Source organism: Suttonella sp. R2A3 (genome assembly GCF_021513215.1).
Classification (GTDB): Bacteria; Pseudomonadota; Gammaproteobacteria; order Cardiobacteriales; family Cardiobacteriaceae; genus JAHUUI01.
The window spans coordinates 1017572-1034206 of the sequence record NZ_CP090975.1; the positions used below are offsets into that span (position 1 = coordinate 1017572).

Consider the following 16635-nt stretch of genomic DNA (forward strand, 5'->3'; position numbering starts at 1 on the left):
TATAACCAATGACGCTTAAGGATGACACCATGAATTACGTTTCGACTCGCGGCGGCGCGTCACTGGGACAGTTTTGCGATGTTTTATTATCTGGCTTAGCGCCGGATGGCGGTTTGGCGATGCCAGAGCGCATTGTTCAAATTTCCCACGAGGATTTAGCACATTGGCGCACACTATCGTATGCGGATTTAGCCTATGAAGTCATGCGGCCCTATATCAGCGACATCCCAGCTGAGGATTTACGCGCCATCGTGCATAAAACCTATCGTGAAGACGTCTTTCACAGCGCAGATATCGCCCCGCTCACCCGCTTAGGTGAAGACGAACTGTATTTACTTGAGCTTTCCAATGGTCCGTCACTGGCCTTTAAAGACATGGCGATGCAGTTTTTGGGTCACGCCTTTGAATATGTGCTCGAGCAACGCAAACAGACGATTAATATTCTCGGCGCCACTTCTGGTGATACCGGTTCGGCGGCAGAATATGCGATGATTGGCAAAGATAATGTACGTGTCTTCATGCTTTCCCCTCATGGACGCATGAGTGCGTTTCAACAGGCGCAAATGTTTAGCATTGATGAAGCCAATATTCACAACATCGCCCTGCGCGGTGTGTTTGACGACTGCCAGGACTTAGTCAAAGCGGTTAACGCCGATGCCGCGTTTAAGCGTGAACACCATATCGGTGCGGTTAACTCGATTAACTGGGCGCGCGTGTTGGCACAAGCAGTGTATTATTTCAAAGCGTATTTGGCGCTAGATATCGCTATTGGTGAGCCGGTTGATGTCTGCGTCCCATCGGGTAATTTTGGCAATATCTTTGCCGGTTATCTCGCCAAACAAATGGGGCTGCCGCTCGGCAAACTACTGGTTGCGACTAACGAAAACGACGTGTTACATGAATTTTTCACCCACGGTGTGTACCGCATTCGCCCATCCGCTGATGTGGCGAAAACCTCCAGTCCATCAATGGATATCGGCAAAGCGTCGAACTTTGAGCGCTATTTGTATCTTATTAGCGGCAACAATGGCGCACAAGTGGCGCAGTGGTGGCAAGCGCTCGAGCGTCAAGGCGAGATCGATTTGCGCGGAACGCCCTTTTGGCAAGCAGTACAAACTTCTGATTTCGCCTCTGGTCGCTCCACACATGCACAGCGTTTGACCACCATCCGTGAAACTTATGCGCGTTACGATCGACTGATCGACCCACATACCGCTGATGGTGTGTTTGTGGCACAACAACACCGCGCGAATATAATAACAACCCATCCAATGATCTGTTTAGAAACCGCGCTGCCGGTCAAATTCACCGATACGGTTATCGAAGCAGTCGGTGAAGCGCCGCCTCGCCCAGCACGGTTTGCCAATATAGAAGACGCGCCGCGCCATGTCGATGTGCTCGATAATGATCTCGACGCCCTAAAAGCGTATATCAAACAACGCGTGTGATGATACGATCATTAAATGTTTTCTTTGCAAGTCATGGTCGCAATCGATAGAATTAATTTTATTTAATATGGAACGTTTGTTTGAACCTACACTTTGATATCGTTAATTGGTGCGCAGTAAGCGATAGATTGCTCACACAATCGCAGTGGCAGTTATGGGCCGAAGGCAAACTAAACCACACCGACTTACCGATAAGCAAACCCGATTTAAGCTTTATCCCGCCAAACAAACGCCGGCGTTTGTCTGCACAGGCTCGGATGATGTTGGCCGCCTTATGGCCGCTAACCTCCGCACATGCCGCTTATCCGCTGGTGTATGTATCACATGATGGTGAAGTAAACCGTAGTTTTGCCATGTGGTTAGAACTATTGGGTGAAAGCTCTGTATCGCCGATGGCTTTTGGTTTATCAGTTCATAACGCATTACCCGGTCAATGGTCGATACTACAGCACAATCACCAGGAAATTAGCGCATTATGCGCTTCAGAACAATGCTTAGAAACCGGAATTATTGAGGCAATGAGCATGCTTCTTGACGGTGCAAAGGATGTATTGTTGCTTATCAGCGAGGACCCGCTTAAACCCGAATACGATGTCAATGCACGACGTGCACCATTTCCCTTTGCCCTGGCGATGCATCTACGCCTCGGGCATCAGTGGCAAATTCACCAGGTAGCTTCAGCAGATCCAGGCGCACCACCACGATACTGGCAAAGCCTGAATTGGATAAAACATGTGCTGCGCCAAAATCGCGCTTGGCAGCACGACTATCAGTACAACACTTGGCATTGGCAACATCATGAGTAAATTAGTCGCTCGAATAGGCAGTCGACTGGCCTTTTTTATGGCGCAGTTTTTATACCGCATTTGGTTACGGCTTTTTTGGTTTGGCTGGTTTAGTACTGCGTGTGCTTTTACCGTGGATTTTGCGTCATGAGTCGCCGGGACTAGCACGGACGATGCGCGCCAGAGCGATTGTTGCCTGGGTATGGAAACGTTTTTTACACATCATGCGCTTCGGTGGTGTACTCAACTATCGTGTGCATGGTGGTGAACGACTCGGCAAAGAAGGGCAACTCATTCTTGCCAATCATCCTTCACTGCTTGATGTCGTTTTCCTACTATCACTGTCGCCAAGCAGTAATTGTATCGTCAAACATAAATTAATGACTAACCCTGTTTTACACAAAGCCATTGAGCTGTGTGGATTCATTCCCAACGATGAAAGCATGGAGACCTTTGAACAAGCAACCGAGGTATTGCGCACAGGACAATCATTAATGATTTTCCCTGAAGGATCGCGTACCGGTGCCGATGGAGTGATTGATTTTAATCGCGGTGCGGTATCGATCGGGCTACATGGTGCCAAAGTCATCACCCCAGTGGTGATTCGTATGCGCCCTAGAGGTTTAATGAAGCACCAACCGTGGTATTATATTCCACCAACGCGCTACGAATACGAGATTATTGTCGGTGAGGACATTGATCCACAAACTTACCTGCAAAACTCTCCATTACCAATTGCCGCGCGCCTGTTAAACCGTGAATTAATAGACTACTTCCAGAGAGAAAGCCAATGTTAGACGCACTAAAAAACGAATTAAAAGAAATGATTATTGACAAACTCGGCTTAGAGGATGTTAATCAAGAAGATATCGAAAACGATGCGGCTTTATTTGATGATAGCGGCTTAGGTTTGGATTCAGTGGATGCGCTTGAGTTGGGTCTCGCGGTGCAAAAACGTTATGGCATCAAAATGGATAACGAATCTACGGAATTACGCGCACATTTTTACAGCATAAATGCGTTAGCTCAGTGGATTCATCAAGAAGGAACAGCATGATGGATAAGCAGCAACCATTGGACCGAGCACAGATTCTGGCGCTGATGCGTGAAGCAATGCAATCATTGTTTGAAATCGAACCTGAACACATTGTCGGCGATGCCCATCTCTACAATGATTTAGAAATCGACAGCATCGATGCGATTGATTTGATTGATTATATTAAACGACAAACCGGTCATAAATTGGTGGCTGATGACTTCCGTAGCGTACGAACAATTGACGATGTAATCAATGCAGTGATGAATAAGCAGGCACAAACGCAAACGGATGCGTAAACTGCTGGGCGCATTAATTGCCGCACTCACACTCAGCTACCCTTTTTTATGGTATTTTGGCCAACAGCATGGCTATTTGCGCTTATTGTCCATACTGATGCTGCTGGTGTGTGCCGCACGTGGATGGTTTGCACAAATAATGTTCTGGCGTCTTGTTGCCTGGACCGGTGCGTTATTTTTTGCTTTGATTGCTGCGCTAGATACACCCTTGCTGATGATGGCTTATCCTTTATTGGTCAACACAGCAATGTTGGTCATTTTTGCCGCTTCATTATGCCACCCACCGAGTGTCATTGAGCGTTTGGCACGAATTAAAGAAGCAGATTTACCAGCAGCTGCTGTGCGCTATACACGTCGCATCACACAAATGTGGTGTGCATTTTTTGTATGCAATGGACTAATGATTATTGTGTTAATGTGGCTTAATCGCCCCTCATGGTGGACACTTTACACCGGCGTCATTGCTTATATACTCATGGGAATATTATTTATTGGAGAATGGTTATTTCGACCATTTTGGCAGCAGCACTGCAACCAACACACAGCAACATCGTCAGAACATAAGCAAGAACAATGAGTGCTTCAACAAACCATCAATTGATGATTTTTTTACCTCAAGTACCGGATTTAGAAGGTCGTTTATTTTGTGCCCCGTACACCTATGCACAATTGATAGCAACGGCGCAATTAAGTGCATCACAGCTACAAGGCCACACATTAGCTTTTATTGATAGCGATGATGCGCTTATTACCGCCTGGGCTGTGCTGGCATGCACATTTTCTGGCATCAATATGGTGTGGGCAGCTAATGGTAGCGATAACGCCGCACAACACGCAAGTCGTGGTGCAGATATTCGTTTGGCAGATTTAACCCTAAATAATCAAACCACACTGCCAACGCTCTCTCCCGACTGGTCAGCAAGCAAACACGTTGATTTGCCAACACATTGTCACGATATCACATTAACGCTACACACCTCCGGATCAAGCGGTCATCCTAAAGCAATCACCCGGCAATTAAGCAGCATATTTGCTGAAGTGGATGCTATCAGCACCGAACTAACGCCGACCACTGCCGTGCAAATTGGCAGTGTCTCTGTGCGGCATCTATATGGTTTAACGTTTAGGGTCTGTTACCCACTACGTCATGGCATGACGATTGACCAACAATTATGCCGTTTTCCAGAAGATGTTATCAGGGCTTTAGCACGCTATGAGCGCGTACAATGCATCAGCAGCCCAACCATGCTGAGTGCGCTCAGTCGCAGCCAGGTACTCGATACACTTGATGAGCGCATCGAAACCATTACTTCGGCAGGTGGATTGTTGTCTGATGCTGTCCGCGAAAAGATTAATGCACGGCTGTCTTCGCCAATTCTTGACGTTTATGGTTCTACGGAAACCGGGGTAATTGCCTGGCGACGACACACAGATTGGCGGGCTTTTCCCAAAGTGGAGATACACCTTAATCCACAACAGCGACTGGTGGTGCGTTCACCGTGGTGCGCAGAAACATTTACAACCGCTGACCTCGCGTACGAAACAGCTCATGGCTGGCACTTGCACGGACGCGCCGACGCCGTGATTAAATTAGCGGATAAACGGGTTTCACTCGTCGCACTGAATAACGACATATCAGCCGATTCTTTCGTTGATGATGTCCATTGCTTTGTCCCCCAAGGCCACCAACATATCGCAGCATGGGTGGCACTGAATACTGACGGGGTTCAAGCACTCTGCGAGCATGGACGTAACGCATTAATCACCAAGTTACGTCAACGAGTGAGTCAGACCCATGACCGCGTGGTCATACCAAGATATTGGCGCTTCGATCTGACTTTGCCGCGCGACGCTCAGGGAAAGCTAAGCCAAAAAATCGTTGAACATCGATTTAATCAACCCATCCGTGCACCCGAATGGTATGAGCATCAACATCAACAACAGCAACAGCCGTACGAAATCACATTACACGCCACCATACCACTGGATTTATTCTATTTTAATGGCCATTTTGATCGTTTTCCGATTGTACCTGGGGTCGTACAATTACATTGGGCACTGGAACATGCGCAACACTATTTCACACTACCATCATCGCTATTGAGCGTAGAAAACCTTAAATATCAAGAAATGCTGCGCCCTGCTGCTGAGATATGTCTAAGCATCGCACATGATCATGCTCGTGATAAAGTCTCGTTTGTCTATCATGATAGAACATCGCAACAAAAATACGCCTCGGGACGTTTGGTTTTTGGGATACGAACATGAGCACGCCAAGAACCGTTGCCCTAATTCCGCACTATCGTCATCACAGTACGATTAGTGATGTCGTGGCGAAGCTGCGTGACTATGGGCTGCATTGTTTGATTGTCGATGATGGTTCGGGAGCAGTGTCGCAAGAAACGCTAACCAATCTAGCCACACAAAAAGGGGTTTCGGTATTGTGGCGTGAAATAAACGGTGGCAAAGGCGCAGCTGTTTGCGATGGACTGATCTGGGCAAACGCTCAAGGCTATAGTCATGCGCTACAAGTTGATGCAGATGGTCAACATCATTTGGATGATGTTCCGCGGTTAATCAAAGCCGCAGAAACAGCACCACAGGCACTAATTTGCGCACGCCCTATCTACAACGAAGACGCGCCGAAATCTCGTCTTTATGGACGAAAAATCACTAATTTCTGGATTTGGGTGAACACCGGTTCACGTCATATTTATGATGGCATGTGTGGTTTTCGTGTGTATCCGCTGGCATCAGCCATAGCGCTGATTCAGAATAAATATATAGGCAAACGTATGGACTTCGATACAGAAATCCTTGTGCGTTTACATTGGCAAGGCGTGGAAATGGTGTGGATAGATAGTCGTGTATCTTATCAACCTGAAGGGGTATCACATTTCCGACTCTGGCGAGATAATGCGTTAATCAGCTGGATGCATACCCGTTTATTTTTCATCGGATTATGGCGGCGCATATGGCGCTAAAGCATCAACAGCATTGGGCGACACAAAAAGAACGCGGCAATCGCTTTGTACTCTTAATTAGCGCCTGGATGGCGCGTACATTGCCGTTGTGGTTACTCAAACCTTTTATTCATCTCATCGCATTTTATTATTACCTAAGCGCACCCTCGGCCCGACGACATATTACCGCCTATCAACGGCGTTTATCGCACCACTTCCCCGACCTTCACTTACCACCCCGCTCGGTTTGGCGACAATTCGCCGCGTTTGCACAAGCCATCAGTGATCAGTTTGCGGTATGGCAACAACGCATTGTCTACGCCGATTTATCGGTTGAAGACCCTGACAACCTGTATGCGCGAATGAATAACCCGCATCAGCGTGGAGAATTACTTATTTGCGCACATTTGGGTAATAATGATGTGTGCCGCGCTTTAGCCAGTCATCATCGTCATTTTAAGCTCAATGTCTTAGTCTATCACCGCCATGCTGTACTGTTTAATCAAGCATTAAATCGTGTTGGTGCCGATAAAATACGCCTGTTTGAAATCAGCACGCTCGACGCGGCAACGATGTTTGATTTGCAGGCGCGGTTAGCGCGTGGCGAATGGTTGGCAATTGCTGCAGATCGTGTTCCGGTCAAAGGAGACAAAACGGTTTCAGTACCATTTCTAGGCGACGAGTCACTATTTGCTCAAGGCCCTTGGTTATTGGCCGGATTGCTGGATGTGCGCGTAAATGTATTGTTCTGTACACGCCAACATGGGCGTTATCATTTACAATTAGAGGCATTTGCCGAACGCATCCACTGGTCGCGCAGCACACGCGAGCAGGTCATCAAAACATGGGTGGCGCGCTACAGTGAACGGTTGGCACAAGCGTGTGCGCGTACGCCGTTGCAATGGTTTAATTTTTATGACTTTTGGGGGGATAATGTCTGAGCCATCGCTGATTGAATTTGCCTACGACTGTCGCGTACCGTTCTATGATGTCGACAGCATGAATATTGCTTGGCATGGTCATTATGTTAAGTATTTCGAGCAAGCACGGTGTGCGTGGCTGGAATGGATTGACTACGATTATGTGCAAATGCACACAGATGGCTTTGCTTGGCCGGTTGCTCAATTACACATTAAATATATCCGACCAGCCACATTCGGACAGCATTTACGGGTTTGGGTCTCTCTACGAGAATATGAAAGCTGCCTTAAATTGGATTATCGCATCACCGATCGCGACAGCGGTGAGGTGTTAACCAAAGGCATGACCATGCAAATAGCGGTACGTATTGCCGATCAAGAAACGCAATTTCAAACCCCGCCATCATGGCAACAGAAAATCAGAGCACGCATGGGTAGAGAATCATGAAAAGACGCTTGAGTGTGTTTGTACTGTGGTTTTTCTGCCTTATTGCACAAGCAATCACCGCGGAAGATATCGCCCAGCAATTGCATCAGCCATCTATCAGCGGTCATTTTACGCAAACCCGACAGTTACACTTGAGCGGCTTGAGCATTGAAAGCGAGGGGATATTTTCCCTTAACAAAAACGGGCTGCTGTGGTGGTTACAGAAACCTTTTGATGTGCGCACACGTATTTATAATGAGCAATGGGGGCAATGGCAAAACGATACACAATCCTGGTTAATCCAACCACAACAGGCATTGGGGCGAGAACAAACGGCCTTGATGATGCATTTATTGCGCGGAGAGTGGTCGGCATTAACGCAATGGTTTGACCTTGAAGCCACAGGAAATCAACAAGCATGGACACTAACGCTCACGCCAAACAGCGCGATAATGCGCAATATTTTTACCGATATCGTTCTACAAGGTGGGCAAATACTGACAAGTGTGACCCTTAGAGAAACACAAGGCGATGTGAATACCATACGATTCTCTCTACAGCCTCTCCCACCAGAACAAGCACGTTTTATTAGTGATGCCTTGGAGTAAAAAGCACACCATTTATTGGTGGGTTATTGCCGCTGTTTTCATCTTGTTGTGCGTCATCTGGCGAACTTCTCACAGCCCACAAGCCATACTGTCCACGGAAATGGATACTTTACTGCCCAAAGTGCGTCCACACGTTGCTGGACAAAGCGAGGCCATTGATGCCACACAACGTCGCCAAGACCAGCAAATCATCATGTTCATCACCTCACCAGAGGAGGCATTCACTCGCCAAATGAGCATTTCCTTAGCACAACAATGGCGCGATAGCGGTCTGTTTAGTGATGTCTTGCTAAAACAAGACATTCGCCTTGATCAGGTGCGCGATGAAATGCTCAAATGGCAATGGCGCTTACCTTCTCAGAAACAATGGCAGATGTTAACCTCCCATCCAAGGCAATATATTGAACAGCGCGTGGGTGAGTTATTGACCCCAAGCGCACCCACCGGACTACTCCCGCTGGAACAAGATTGGCTGGGCTTCTCTCGCTATACACCACAACCCCCTTTGCCTGATGCCTTAAGCTGGCATAGCGATGATCAAATGCTCTGGTTTGACGCAGACGGTGCGTCAGGGGTTTTAGTACGCGCCACCCTGGCTGATCCAGCATCGCTTTCACACACCTCACAACGGTTATTAACCTTGCTGGCGGATACTCGCGCGAATGCTAACAAAAATGATGGGGCAGTTGCTTTTGTTGGTCGTGCTATTTTTAATGCTGAGGGACAACGTAGCGCACAATTTGAGAGTATGTGGATGTCGCTGACCAGCATCAGTTTGATTATTGTCTTGCTGGGTGGACTACTCGGTGGCCGCACTGTACTATCGCTAACCATATTGGTGTTTGTGTCGCTGCTATCCGGCGTGGCAGCAGTATTATTGGTGTTTTCGCAAATTCATGTCCTCACCCTGGTGTTAGGAACGAGTTTGATTGGCCTGGTACTTGATTTGCCTTTGCATTGGTTGATTGCCGGACGTTGCGACGCCGACTGGTCACCCCATCGATCCCTCAAAATACTGCAACAGCCGTTTTTGCTGAGTTTAGCGGTCACGTTATTGGGTTATATTGCCTTGTTATTCAGTGGCCTGCCTTTATTGCGTCAACTGGCTGTATTTTCGATGGCAGCACTACTATGTGCCTGGGTCATCAGCCGCCATATACTCCCTAATGCATTGCACAATCTATCGCTACAGCCATCGCCATTATTACAACGCGTAATTCAACGGACTTTACACCTACTGCGCATGCCGTTAGCTCTACCTAAGCCTTTGATCATGATTGTATTAACAGCATTCATCATCAGCGGATTAATGCGTGGTAACTGGCATGAAGATATTCGTAACTGGATTAGCCCTCGTGCCGAAACACTCGCGGATGCGCAGCGTTTGCAGCAAATCAGTGGGCAGGATTCCGGCGCTTTTTTATTAGTACAAGCCGCCACTGACGAACAGTTACTCATACGTGAGAAACAAGCACGCCAATGGCTTGACGCGCAGCAAGCTCTTGGCGTACCAACCCGCTATTGGGCGCTCGGCGATATCGTACTCAATACCTCAGCTCAAGCCCAACGTAAAGCAACACTACGGCGTTTCGCAGACGAACAGCCACTTTGGCAACCACTATTGAATATCGGTGTAGCAGCAGAAACATTGCAACAATATACCCAACAATTATCAACGCAACCGATTTGGTCGCTCCAGGACTATCTGGCTTCGCCGCTGCTCAATCCATGGCGCGATTTATACGGACAAAATGAAGCTGGTGTTTATGCGATTATCCGCTTACTTGATGGGACAGATATCAACGTATTAATGAATCAGTCATTACCAGAAGGCGTAGCGCTGATTTATCCACGTCATGAATTATCCCAAGGATTTGCTTTGGTGCGTGATCGTGCGCTATGGCTCAAAGTGGCATCTTATCTGGCTGCCTGGTTGATGTTGATGGCGATGTTGGATTGGCGCCGCGCGTTATGGGTTATTGCCATCCCAGTATTAGCCAGCTTATGCACAGTAGCCAGCCTTGGCTGGCTTGGATTGCCGGTGAGCGTATTTGCCGTGTGCGCTTTGCTTATTGTCGCAGCACTAGGCGGAGACTATGCCGTATTTATATTATGTGCACAGACTTGGACTTTAGGTAAAATAGCTGGTGTATTGATAGCGGCAGCAACAACCGTACTTACATTCGGGCTATTGTCACTGAGCACCACGCCAGCAGTAGCCACATTTGGTTTGACTGTGGCACTCGGCGTGGGCTTTAGTGTGTTATTGAGCAGTTGGCTCCCCATACTTATCGATAAAAGGAATACTCATGGATTATGATGCAATTGTGATTGGCGGTGGTCCTTCTGGCGCAGTATGTAGTGCACTATTACAGCGTTCAGGGCAAAAGGTTTTGTTGTTGGAAAAAACGCATTTTCCTCGCTTTGTGATTGGGGAGAGCCTTTTACCTGCATGTATGCCGATCATTGAGTCCGCTGGACTTTCAGCAGCATTTAATCATGTCCCTCCATTTCAAAAAAAATTGGCGCGGCATTTACTTGGCGTGAGCATAATACTGAGTTTGATTTCCATGATAAATTCAGCGAAGGTCCAGCCGAAACCTTCCAAGTCAAACGCGCCATATTCGATCAGGCGTTGCTTGAAGAGGCAATAAAACAAGGGGTTACCGCACGCTTTGGTCATAGCGTCACCGCCTATCATGAAGAGGATGATATGGCGAGGTTACACGTTGATGACCCTGATGGTGCGTCTTATCATGTGCGTGCACGCTTTGTGTTTGATGCCAGCGGCTATGGCCGCGTTTTAGCACGATTACTCGATTTGGAGAAACCCTCGACCCTGCGTCCACGCATTGCGATTTTCACCCATATTCGCGACCACATCAACGCCACAGATTATGACCGCGAAAAAATCCTCATCTCAACACACCCCGAACATCGCGATAGATGGTCATGGCTCATTCCGTTTGCCGATGGAACGTCCTCCATTGGCATGGTCGCGCCACTGGATGATTATCACGCGAAAGACGATCACGCATGGCTGAGAGAAAGCTGCTTGGAAGTGCCGCGTTTGGCACAATTATTACCCGATGCCGAATGGGATATTGGCATGAAGACACAGCGTTTGAGTCAATATTCTGCAGACGTTAACACCATGTACGGCAAACATTTCGCCCTGCTAGGCAATGCTTCGGCGTTTCTTGATCCGGTTTTTTCTTCTGGATTAACGGTTGCCATGGTCGGCGCACAATTAGCCGCACAAACGTTTTTACGCCAACAACAAGGACAATCTGTTGATTGGCAGCGCGATTTCGCCGAGCCATTAATGATTGGCATAGATACGTTTAAAACTTACGTGATGGGTTGGTACGATGGTTCTTTTCAAGATGTTATCTATAGCAATCCGGACAATCCCACAGTACGGTCCATGATTTGTTCTATCCTGGCCGGTTATGCCTGGGATAAGAACAATCCCTATGTGGATAAAGCAGAACGGCGTTTGCACGCTTTGGCAGAATTATGCAACAACATCGAATAACCGTGCGTTGGTGGTATTGGCTGGTATTAGGAGGACTTTATGCCTGCCAATCAATGCCACAGCCTGAGATACTGCCGCCACCTGGTGAGGTTCGCCAGTATCATTTGCGTGCACTAGATGAGACGAGTAATCCTACACAATTTATTGTGGTTTCTGAACGAGGCGTGCAAAATCAATGGCGCTGGTTATTATTAGACGCACTGGGCGCACCACGCACACGGCAAATTTATCTTAACGGACGTTGGCAAAATGATGGTTTTTTACCCCTGATCGAGCGACAAGAGAGCTGTTTAGTGTATTGATGGCATTGAATAAACAGACGGTTTTTTCCACTTTGCGTGAAGAACAGCAAGGCCATGAACGTATCTATTATTTCGATAATAAACGCTGGTTTAGCGTGCGTCGCCATCCTGAAACAGGCACACAATATCTATTATTGGCAGATGGGCGTTCATTTGTATTGAAAGGCCTCTCGGATGAATAACTGTTTCTTACACCCCCCGGGGTTGCGAGTGCATTAGGTCACGGCTTAGCCGCGCATCTTCACGCACTGATGAACGCGCAAGCAAGCGATACCTTGTGCGAAAGCAATCAATGGCTGGCTGATCGCACATTATGGGTAGGACAATATCAAGAATCATATCATCCTTGGCCGGAAACCATACCAGAGCAGTTACGTAGTCGTAACAACGCATTACTGTGCCAAGCTCTATGGCAGATTGATTCACACATTCAGCACGCTATAGCGCGTTATGGTGCTGATCGTATTGCCGTAGTGATGGGCACATCAACCACGGGTAGCGATGAAAACATTCCCGCTTATCGGCGCTATCTCGCAGGAGAACCTTGGTCTGAGGTGCAATTTTCGCAAGCACATCAAATGCTGTGCGCACCAGCAGATCTTATCGCGCAACACTATGGCTTACACAATAATGCCTGCTACGGTATTTCTACCGCATGTACCTCTGGTGCAAGAGCACTGATAAGCGCCGCACGATTGCTGCGTGCCAATATGTGTGATGCGGTTATCTGCGGTGGCGTAGATACACTATCCATGCTCACCATTAACGGCTTTGCTTCGTTGGAAGTCCTTTCTCAAGGAATCGCGCGCCCGTTTGCGTCAACACGTGACGGCATCAATATCGGTGAAGCGGCGGCTGTTTTTGTGATGAGTCGTGAACCCTCAGCAGTGGCATTATGTGGCTACGGCGCCAGTAGTGACGCATGGCATATGTCTTCACCACACCCTGAGGGAAAAGGTGCCGAGCTGGCGATGCGCCAAGCGCTTGAAAAAGCACAAATTGACGTATCCACCGTGGGTTGGCTCAACGCGCATGGCACCGGTACGCGACTGAACGATGACATGGAAGCCGCCGCCATTGAACGTTGCTTAGGCCAAGATATTCCGGTGACCTCGACCAAACCACTTACCGGACACACATTAGGTGCCGCAGGTGCGCTTGAGGCGGCGATTTTATGGATGGTGATTGACCGACAGCTTAATCCGCAAGGGCGCCTACCCAGCCAAAGAATGACTACGGCAGATGCCCCATCTGACTTACCCATCCGCCTTAGTGATGAACAAAGCCATTGGCCATCGGGAAGACGTGTAGGCATGAGCACCTCATTTGCTTTTGGCGGCAATAATACCGCGTTAATTTTGGGGGAAGTATGCTAAACAGACCCATTCAATCCGCACATGAATTATTACCGCATAGCGGAAAAATGGCACTTATCGACCATGTTGAAACATTTGATGAAACCTCTTTACACGCCATTGCCCATATCACCCCGGAACATGTTTTTGTCCACGATGGAATGCTGCCTAACTGGGCATTTGTTGAGATTATGGCACAAGGAATCGCCGCGTTAGCAGGCTGTCACGCCAAAGCGGCTGGAGAAGACATTCGCCTGGGATTTTTGTTGGGTTCTCGACGCCTGTTATTGGCAGTGGATGCAATATTTGCACCAGCTTGCTTACGTGTAAGTGTGCAAGAATCGCTTAAAGACGAACGCGGCTTTGGTGTCTATGATTGTCGATTGCTTAACACCACAGATAATGCGTTATTGGCCGAAGCTGCATTGAATGTATTTAGTCCGCCGCAAGGAATCAACCATGGATAAAACAGTCTTAGTGACAGGGTCCAGTCGCGGTATTGGTCGAGCCATTGCCCTCAACCTTGCCCAAGCTGGTTATGACATTGTCCTACACTGTCGTAACAATATATCTGCCGCAGAAGAAACGCTCTCACAAATTAAAACCTGTGGTGTGCAAGCACGAATACTGCAGTTTGATGTGGCAGATCGAGAGACGAGCAAAGCTGTCTTATTGGCAGATATTGACACACATGAGGCTTATTATGGCGTGGTACTTAATGCAGGCGTGACACACGACAACGCCTTCCCCGCATTAAGCGATAACGACTGGGATGAAGTTATCCATACCAACTTAGATGGCTTTTACAATGTGTTACATCCGATCATCATGCCGATGATTCGCCGTCGTCAGCCTGGGCGTATTGTGTGTATGGCCTCAGTATCAGGGTTGGTCGGCAACCGTGGACAAGTCAATTACAGCGCCTCTAAAGCCGGTTTGATTGGTGCGGCAAAGGCCTTGGCAATTGAATTAGCCAAACGCCGTATTACCGTAAATTGTGTGGCCCCGGGATTAATCGATACAGATATGGCTCATGAAGATTTGCCGCTCGAGCAGATGCTGGCAATGATCCCTATGCAGCGAATGGGCACCCCAGAAGAAGTCGCCCATGCAGTCCGTTTTCTCATGGACGAGCAGGCACAATATATCACGCGCCAAGTCTTAGCAGTCAATGGAGGATTATGTTGAACAGAGTAGTTATTACCGGTATCGGTGGCGTCACCGCCTTTGGACATGATTGGGCAAGCATTCGCCAACGCATGCTGACTTATGAAAATGCCGTGCAACATATGGATAGCTGGGCGCAATACCAGGCGCTCAATACACGCTTAGCGGCGCCCATTACCGACTACCAAGTCCCTTCTCATTGGCAACGCAAGCAATTACGCAGCCTAGGGCGCGTCTCGCAATTCTCCGTTGATGCGGCAGAGCGCGCATTGGCAGATGCCGGACTGCTTAATGACCCCTGTATTACAACGGGTCAAATGGGGGTTGCCGCCGGTTCATCAACCGGATCAACACACGATATTTGTCAAATGGCAAAACTACTTATGGAAGGGCAATCCGAAGGTGTTAATGCCAATACCTACATCCGGATGATGCCTCATACCATCGCGGCCAATGTAGCGATTTTTTTCGGCCTCAAAGGACGTGTCATCCCCACCTCCTGCGCTTGTGCGAGCGGCTCTCAGGCGATTGGCTACTCTTACGAGGCAATCCGCCATGGCTCCATTGATATGATGCTTGCTGGTGGTGGTGAAGAGCTATGCCCTTCTGAAGCCTATGTTTTTGATTCTCTTTATGCCACGAGCATTAAAAATGACGCCCCAAAAACCACACCAGCTCCTTACGACGCTGCGCGCGATGGTCTGGTGATCGGCGAAGGCGCGGGCATGATGGTGCTGGAGAATTACGATCATGCGTTGGCACGTGGCGCACGGATTTATGCTGAAATCGTTGGCTTTGCTACCAATGGCGATGGCACACATGTAACACGCCCGGAGCGCGATACTATGCAGCGCTGTATGGAAATAGCCATAAACGACGCCGCCCTATCACCACAGGAAATTGGGTATGTTGATGGTCATGGTACCGCCACCGAACAAGGCGATATTGCCGAAACACAAGCCACTCACGCGGTATTTGGCGATCGTGTCACATTCAGCTCACAAAAAAGCTATTTAGGACACACCTTAGGTGCCTGTGGAGCCTTGGAATCATGGTTTGCGATTGCGATGATGCACGATCAGTCCTTTATGCCAACCCTCAACCTTAACCAGGTGGATCCACGCTGCGGTGCGCTTGATTACATCATCGGCGAAGCACGTTCATTAGACACCACATACGTGATGAATAATAACTTTGCTTTTGGTGGGATCAACACCTCATTGATTTTTAAGCGTGTATAAAATTATAAGGACAATTACTCAGCATATGCCGCCAATCGCGATGCGTGGTACCGATCACACGAATGGACAAAGCACTGGCGTGCGGCTGTACGATACTCACCATAAAATGCGTGCTTATTTGTGCGCTAAAATAAGCACAAGACACTGGCGACAACAATCTCTGTCCTTGAATATCTGCAAAACCGACCTGTGTTAATCCCCCGGGAAAATCCAAATCAAATGCCTTAATCAGCGCCTCTTTGAGTGTCCACAGACGATAAAAGGCCAGTAAGTCGTCTTGTTGTTGCGCCAACCATTGTTGCTCCACATCACTTGCAAATACAGCACTAAGATCACGAACATCGCGCGCCTTAATCCATTCAAGGTCCACGCCGGGCTTGTGTGGTGTCGCACTCGCCAACACACACAGACCATGTTTATGGCTCAAAGAAAAAGGCATATTCTGATAACGCTGTTTAAGCAACAGACTGCTCTCATGCTCAATGCAGCGCCTATTTCCCCGGTCAAGCAGAGGAGCATGTTGTAAACCACTTCCTGCAAAATGTA

At 48.2% G+C, this 16635-nt stretch carries 19 protein-coding genes and 1 pseudogene; 19 read left to right on the forward strand and 1 reads right to left on the reverse strand.

Features of this window, described 5'->3' with window-relative positions; genetic code table 11:
* Positions 1 to 29 precede the first annotated feature (29 nt).
* The 19 genes and pseudogenes from thrC to L0B52_RS04780 all read left to right on the forward strand — a co-directional run bounded on the left by thrC (position 30) and on the right by L0B52_RS04780 (position 16089).
* Positions 30 to 1448, forward strand: coding sequence for a threonine synthase (thrC, locus tag L0B52_RS04685; RefSeq protein ID WP_235063592.1), 1419 nt, complete (start codon positions 30 to 32; stop codon positions 1446 to 1448).
* A gap of 80 nt (positions 1449 to 1528) precedes the next feature.
* Positions 1529 to 2254: a beta-ketoacyl synthase chain length factor gene (locus tag L0B52_RS04690; protein ID WP_235063593.1), complete on the forward strand. Its 726-nt coding sequence runs from the start codon at positions 1529 to 1531 to the stop codon at positions 2252 to 2254.
* A gap of 80 nt (positions 2255 to 2334) precedes the next feature.
* The gene (locus L0B52_RS04695; protein ID WP_235063594.1) at positions 2335 to 3030 is read left to right on the forward strand and encodes a lysophospholipid acyltransferase family protein; all 696 of its coding nucleotides are present in this window, start codon (positions 2335 to 2337) and stop codon (positions 3028 to 3030) included.
* The gene (locus L0B52_RS04700; RefSeq protein WP_235063595.1) at positions 3024 to 3290 is read left to right on the forward strand and encodes a phosphopantetheine-binding protein; all 267 of its coding nucleotides are present in this window, start codon (positions 3024 to 3026) and stop codon (positions 3288 to 3290) included. The genes L0B52_RS04695 and L0B52_RS04700 overlap by 7 nt, the downstream gene beginning before the upstream one ends.
* 17 nt (positions 3291 to 3307) lie before the next feature.
* Positions 3308 to 3568 (forward strand): acyl carrier protein, encoded by a 261-nt coding sequence (locus L0B52_RS04705; RefSeq protein WP_409202317.1) that lies wholly within the window; start codon positions 3308 to 3310, stop codon positions 3566 to 3568.
* A complete protein-coding gene (locus tag L0B52_RS04710; RefSeq protein ID WP_235063597.1) occupies positions 3561 to 4145 on the forward strand; it encodes a hypothetical protein in 585 nt (194 codons plus the stop codon). The genes L0B52_RS04705 and L0B52_RS04710 overlap by 8 nt, the downstream gene beginning before the upstream one ends.
* Positions 4142 to 5836 carry an AMP-binding protein gene (locus tag L0B52_RS04715; RefSeq protein WP_235063598.1) on the forward strand — a complete coding sequence of 565 codons (1695 nt, stop codon included), beginning with the start codon at positions 4142 to 4144 and terminating at the stop codon, positions 5834 to 5836. The genes L0B52_RS04710 and L0B52_RS04715 overlap by 4 nt, the downstream gene beginning before the upstream one ends.
* Positions 5833 to 6552, forward strand: coding sequence for a glycosyltransferase family 2 protein (locus L0B52_RS04720; RefSeq protein WP_235063599.1), 720 nt, complete (start codon positions 5833 to 5835; stop codon positions 6550 to 6552). The genes L0B52_RS04715 and L0B52_RS04720 overlap by 4 nt, the downstream gene beginning before the upstream one ends.
* A complete protein-coding gene (locus tag L0B52_RS04725) occupies positions 6543 to 7472 on the forward strand; it encodes a glycosyl transferase family 2 (protein WP_235063600.1) in 930 nt (309 codons plus the stop codon). Before L0B52_RS04720 ends, L0B52_RS04725 begins: the two co-directional genes overlap by 10 nt.
* Positions 7465 to 7899 carry a thioesterase family protein gene (locus tag L0B52_RS04730; protein ID WP_235063601.1) on the forward strand — a complete coding sequence of 145 codons (435 nt, stop codon included), beginning with the start codon at positions 7465 to 7467 and terminating at the stop codon, positions 7897 to 7899. The genes L0B52_RS04725 and L0B52_RS04730 overlap by 8 nt, the downstream gene beginning before the upstream one ends.
* Positions 7896 to 8486, forward strand: a complete 591-nt coding sequence (locus L0B52_RS04735) for an outer membrane lipoprotein carrier protein LolA (RefSeq protein WP_235063602.1) — start codon at positions 7896 to 7898, stop codon at positions 8484 to 8486. The genes L0B52_RS04730 and L0B52_RS04735 overlap by 4 nt, the downstream gene beginning before the upstream one ends.
* Positions 8473 to 10806, forward strand: coding sequence for an MMPL family transporter (locus tag L0B52_RS04740; RefSeq protein WP_235063603.1), 2334 nt, complete (start codon positions 8473 to 8475; stop codon positions 10804 to 10806). Before L0B52_RS04735 ends, L0B52_RS04740 begins: the two co-directional genes overlap by 14 nt.
* Positions 10796 to 12024 (forward strand): annotated as a pseudogene (locus L0B52_RS04750) (NAD(P)/FAD-dependent oxidoreductase). Before L0B52_RS04740 ends, L0B52_RS04750 begins: the two are co-directional and overlap by 11 nt.
* Complete coding sequence (locus L0B52_RS04755) at positions 12006 to 12326, forward strand: hypothetical protein (RefSeq protein WP_235063606.1); 321 nt, start codon at positions 12006 to 12008, stop codon at positions 12324 to 12326. The pseudogene L0B52_RS04750 and the gene L0B52_RS04755 overlap by 19 nt, the downstream one beginning before the upstream one ends.
* Positions 12326 to 12508 (forward strand): hypothetical protein, encoded by a 183-nt coding sequence (locus L0B52_RS04760; RefSeq protein WP_235063607.1) that lies wholly within the window; start codon positions 12326 to 12328, stop codon positions 12506 to 12508. Before L0B52_RS04755 ends, L0B52_RS04760 begins: the two co-directional genes overlap by 1 nt.
* Positions 12509 to 13702: a beta-ketoacyl-ACP synthase gene (locus L0B52_RS04765; protein WP_235065441.1), complete on the forward strand. Its 1194-nt coding sequence runs from the start codon at positions 12509 to 12511 to the stop codon at positions 13700 to 13702. It abuts the gene before it with no gap.
* Positions 13696 to 14148 (forward strand): thioester dehydrase, encoded by a 453-nt coding sequence (locus tag L0B52_RS04770; RefSeq protein ID WP_235063608.1) that lies wholly within the window; start codon positions 13696 to 13698, stop codon positions 14146 to 14148. Before L0B52_RS04765 ends, L0B52_RS04770 begins: the two co-directional genes overlap by 7 nt.
* Positions 14141 to 14869 (forward strand): 3-oxoacyl-ACP reductase FabG, encoded by a 729-nt coding sequence (fabG, locus tag L0B52_RS04775; RefSeq protein ID WP_235063609.1) that lies wholly within the window; start codon positions 14141 to 14143, stop codon positions 14867 to 14869. Before L0B52_RS04770 ends, fabG begins: the two co-directional genes overlap by 8 nt.
* A complete protein-coding gene (locus tag L0B52_RS04780) occupies positions 14866 to 16089 on the forward strand; it encodes a beta-ketoacyl-ACP synthase (RefSeq protein WP_409202318.1) in 1224 nt (407 codons plus the stop codon). The genes fabG and L0B52_RS04780 overlap by 4 nt, the downstream gene beginning before the upstream one ends.
* On the opposite strand, the gene L0B52_RS04785 is transcribed toward L0B52_RS04780, so the two are convergent.
* Positions 16076 to 16552 carry a 4'-phosphopantetheinyl transferase superfamily protein gene (locus tag L0B52_RS04785; RefSeq protein WP_235063611.1) on the reverse strand — a complete coding sequence of 159 codons (477 nt, stop codon included), beginning with the start codon at positions 16550 to 16552 and terminating at the stop codon, positions 16076 to 16078. The two genes, L0B52_RS04780 and L0B52_RS04785, sit on opposite strands and share 14 nt — an antisense overlap.
* Positions 16553 to 16635 lie beyond the last annotated feature (83 nt).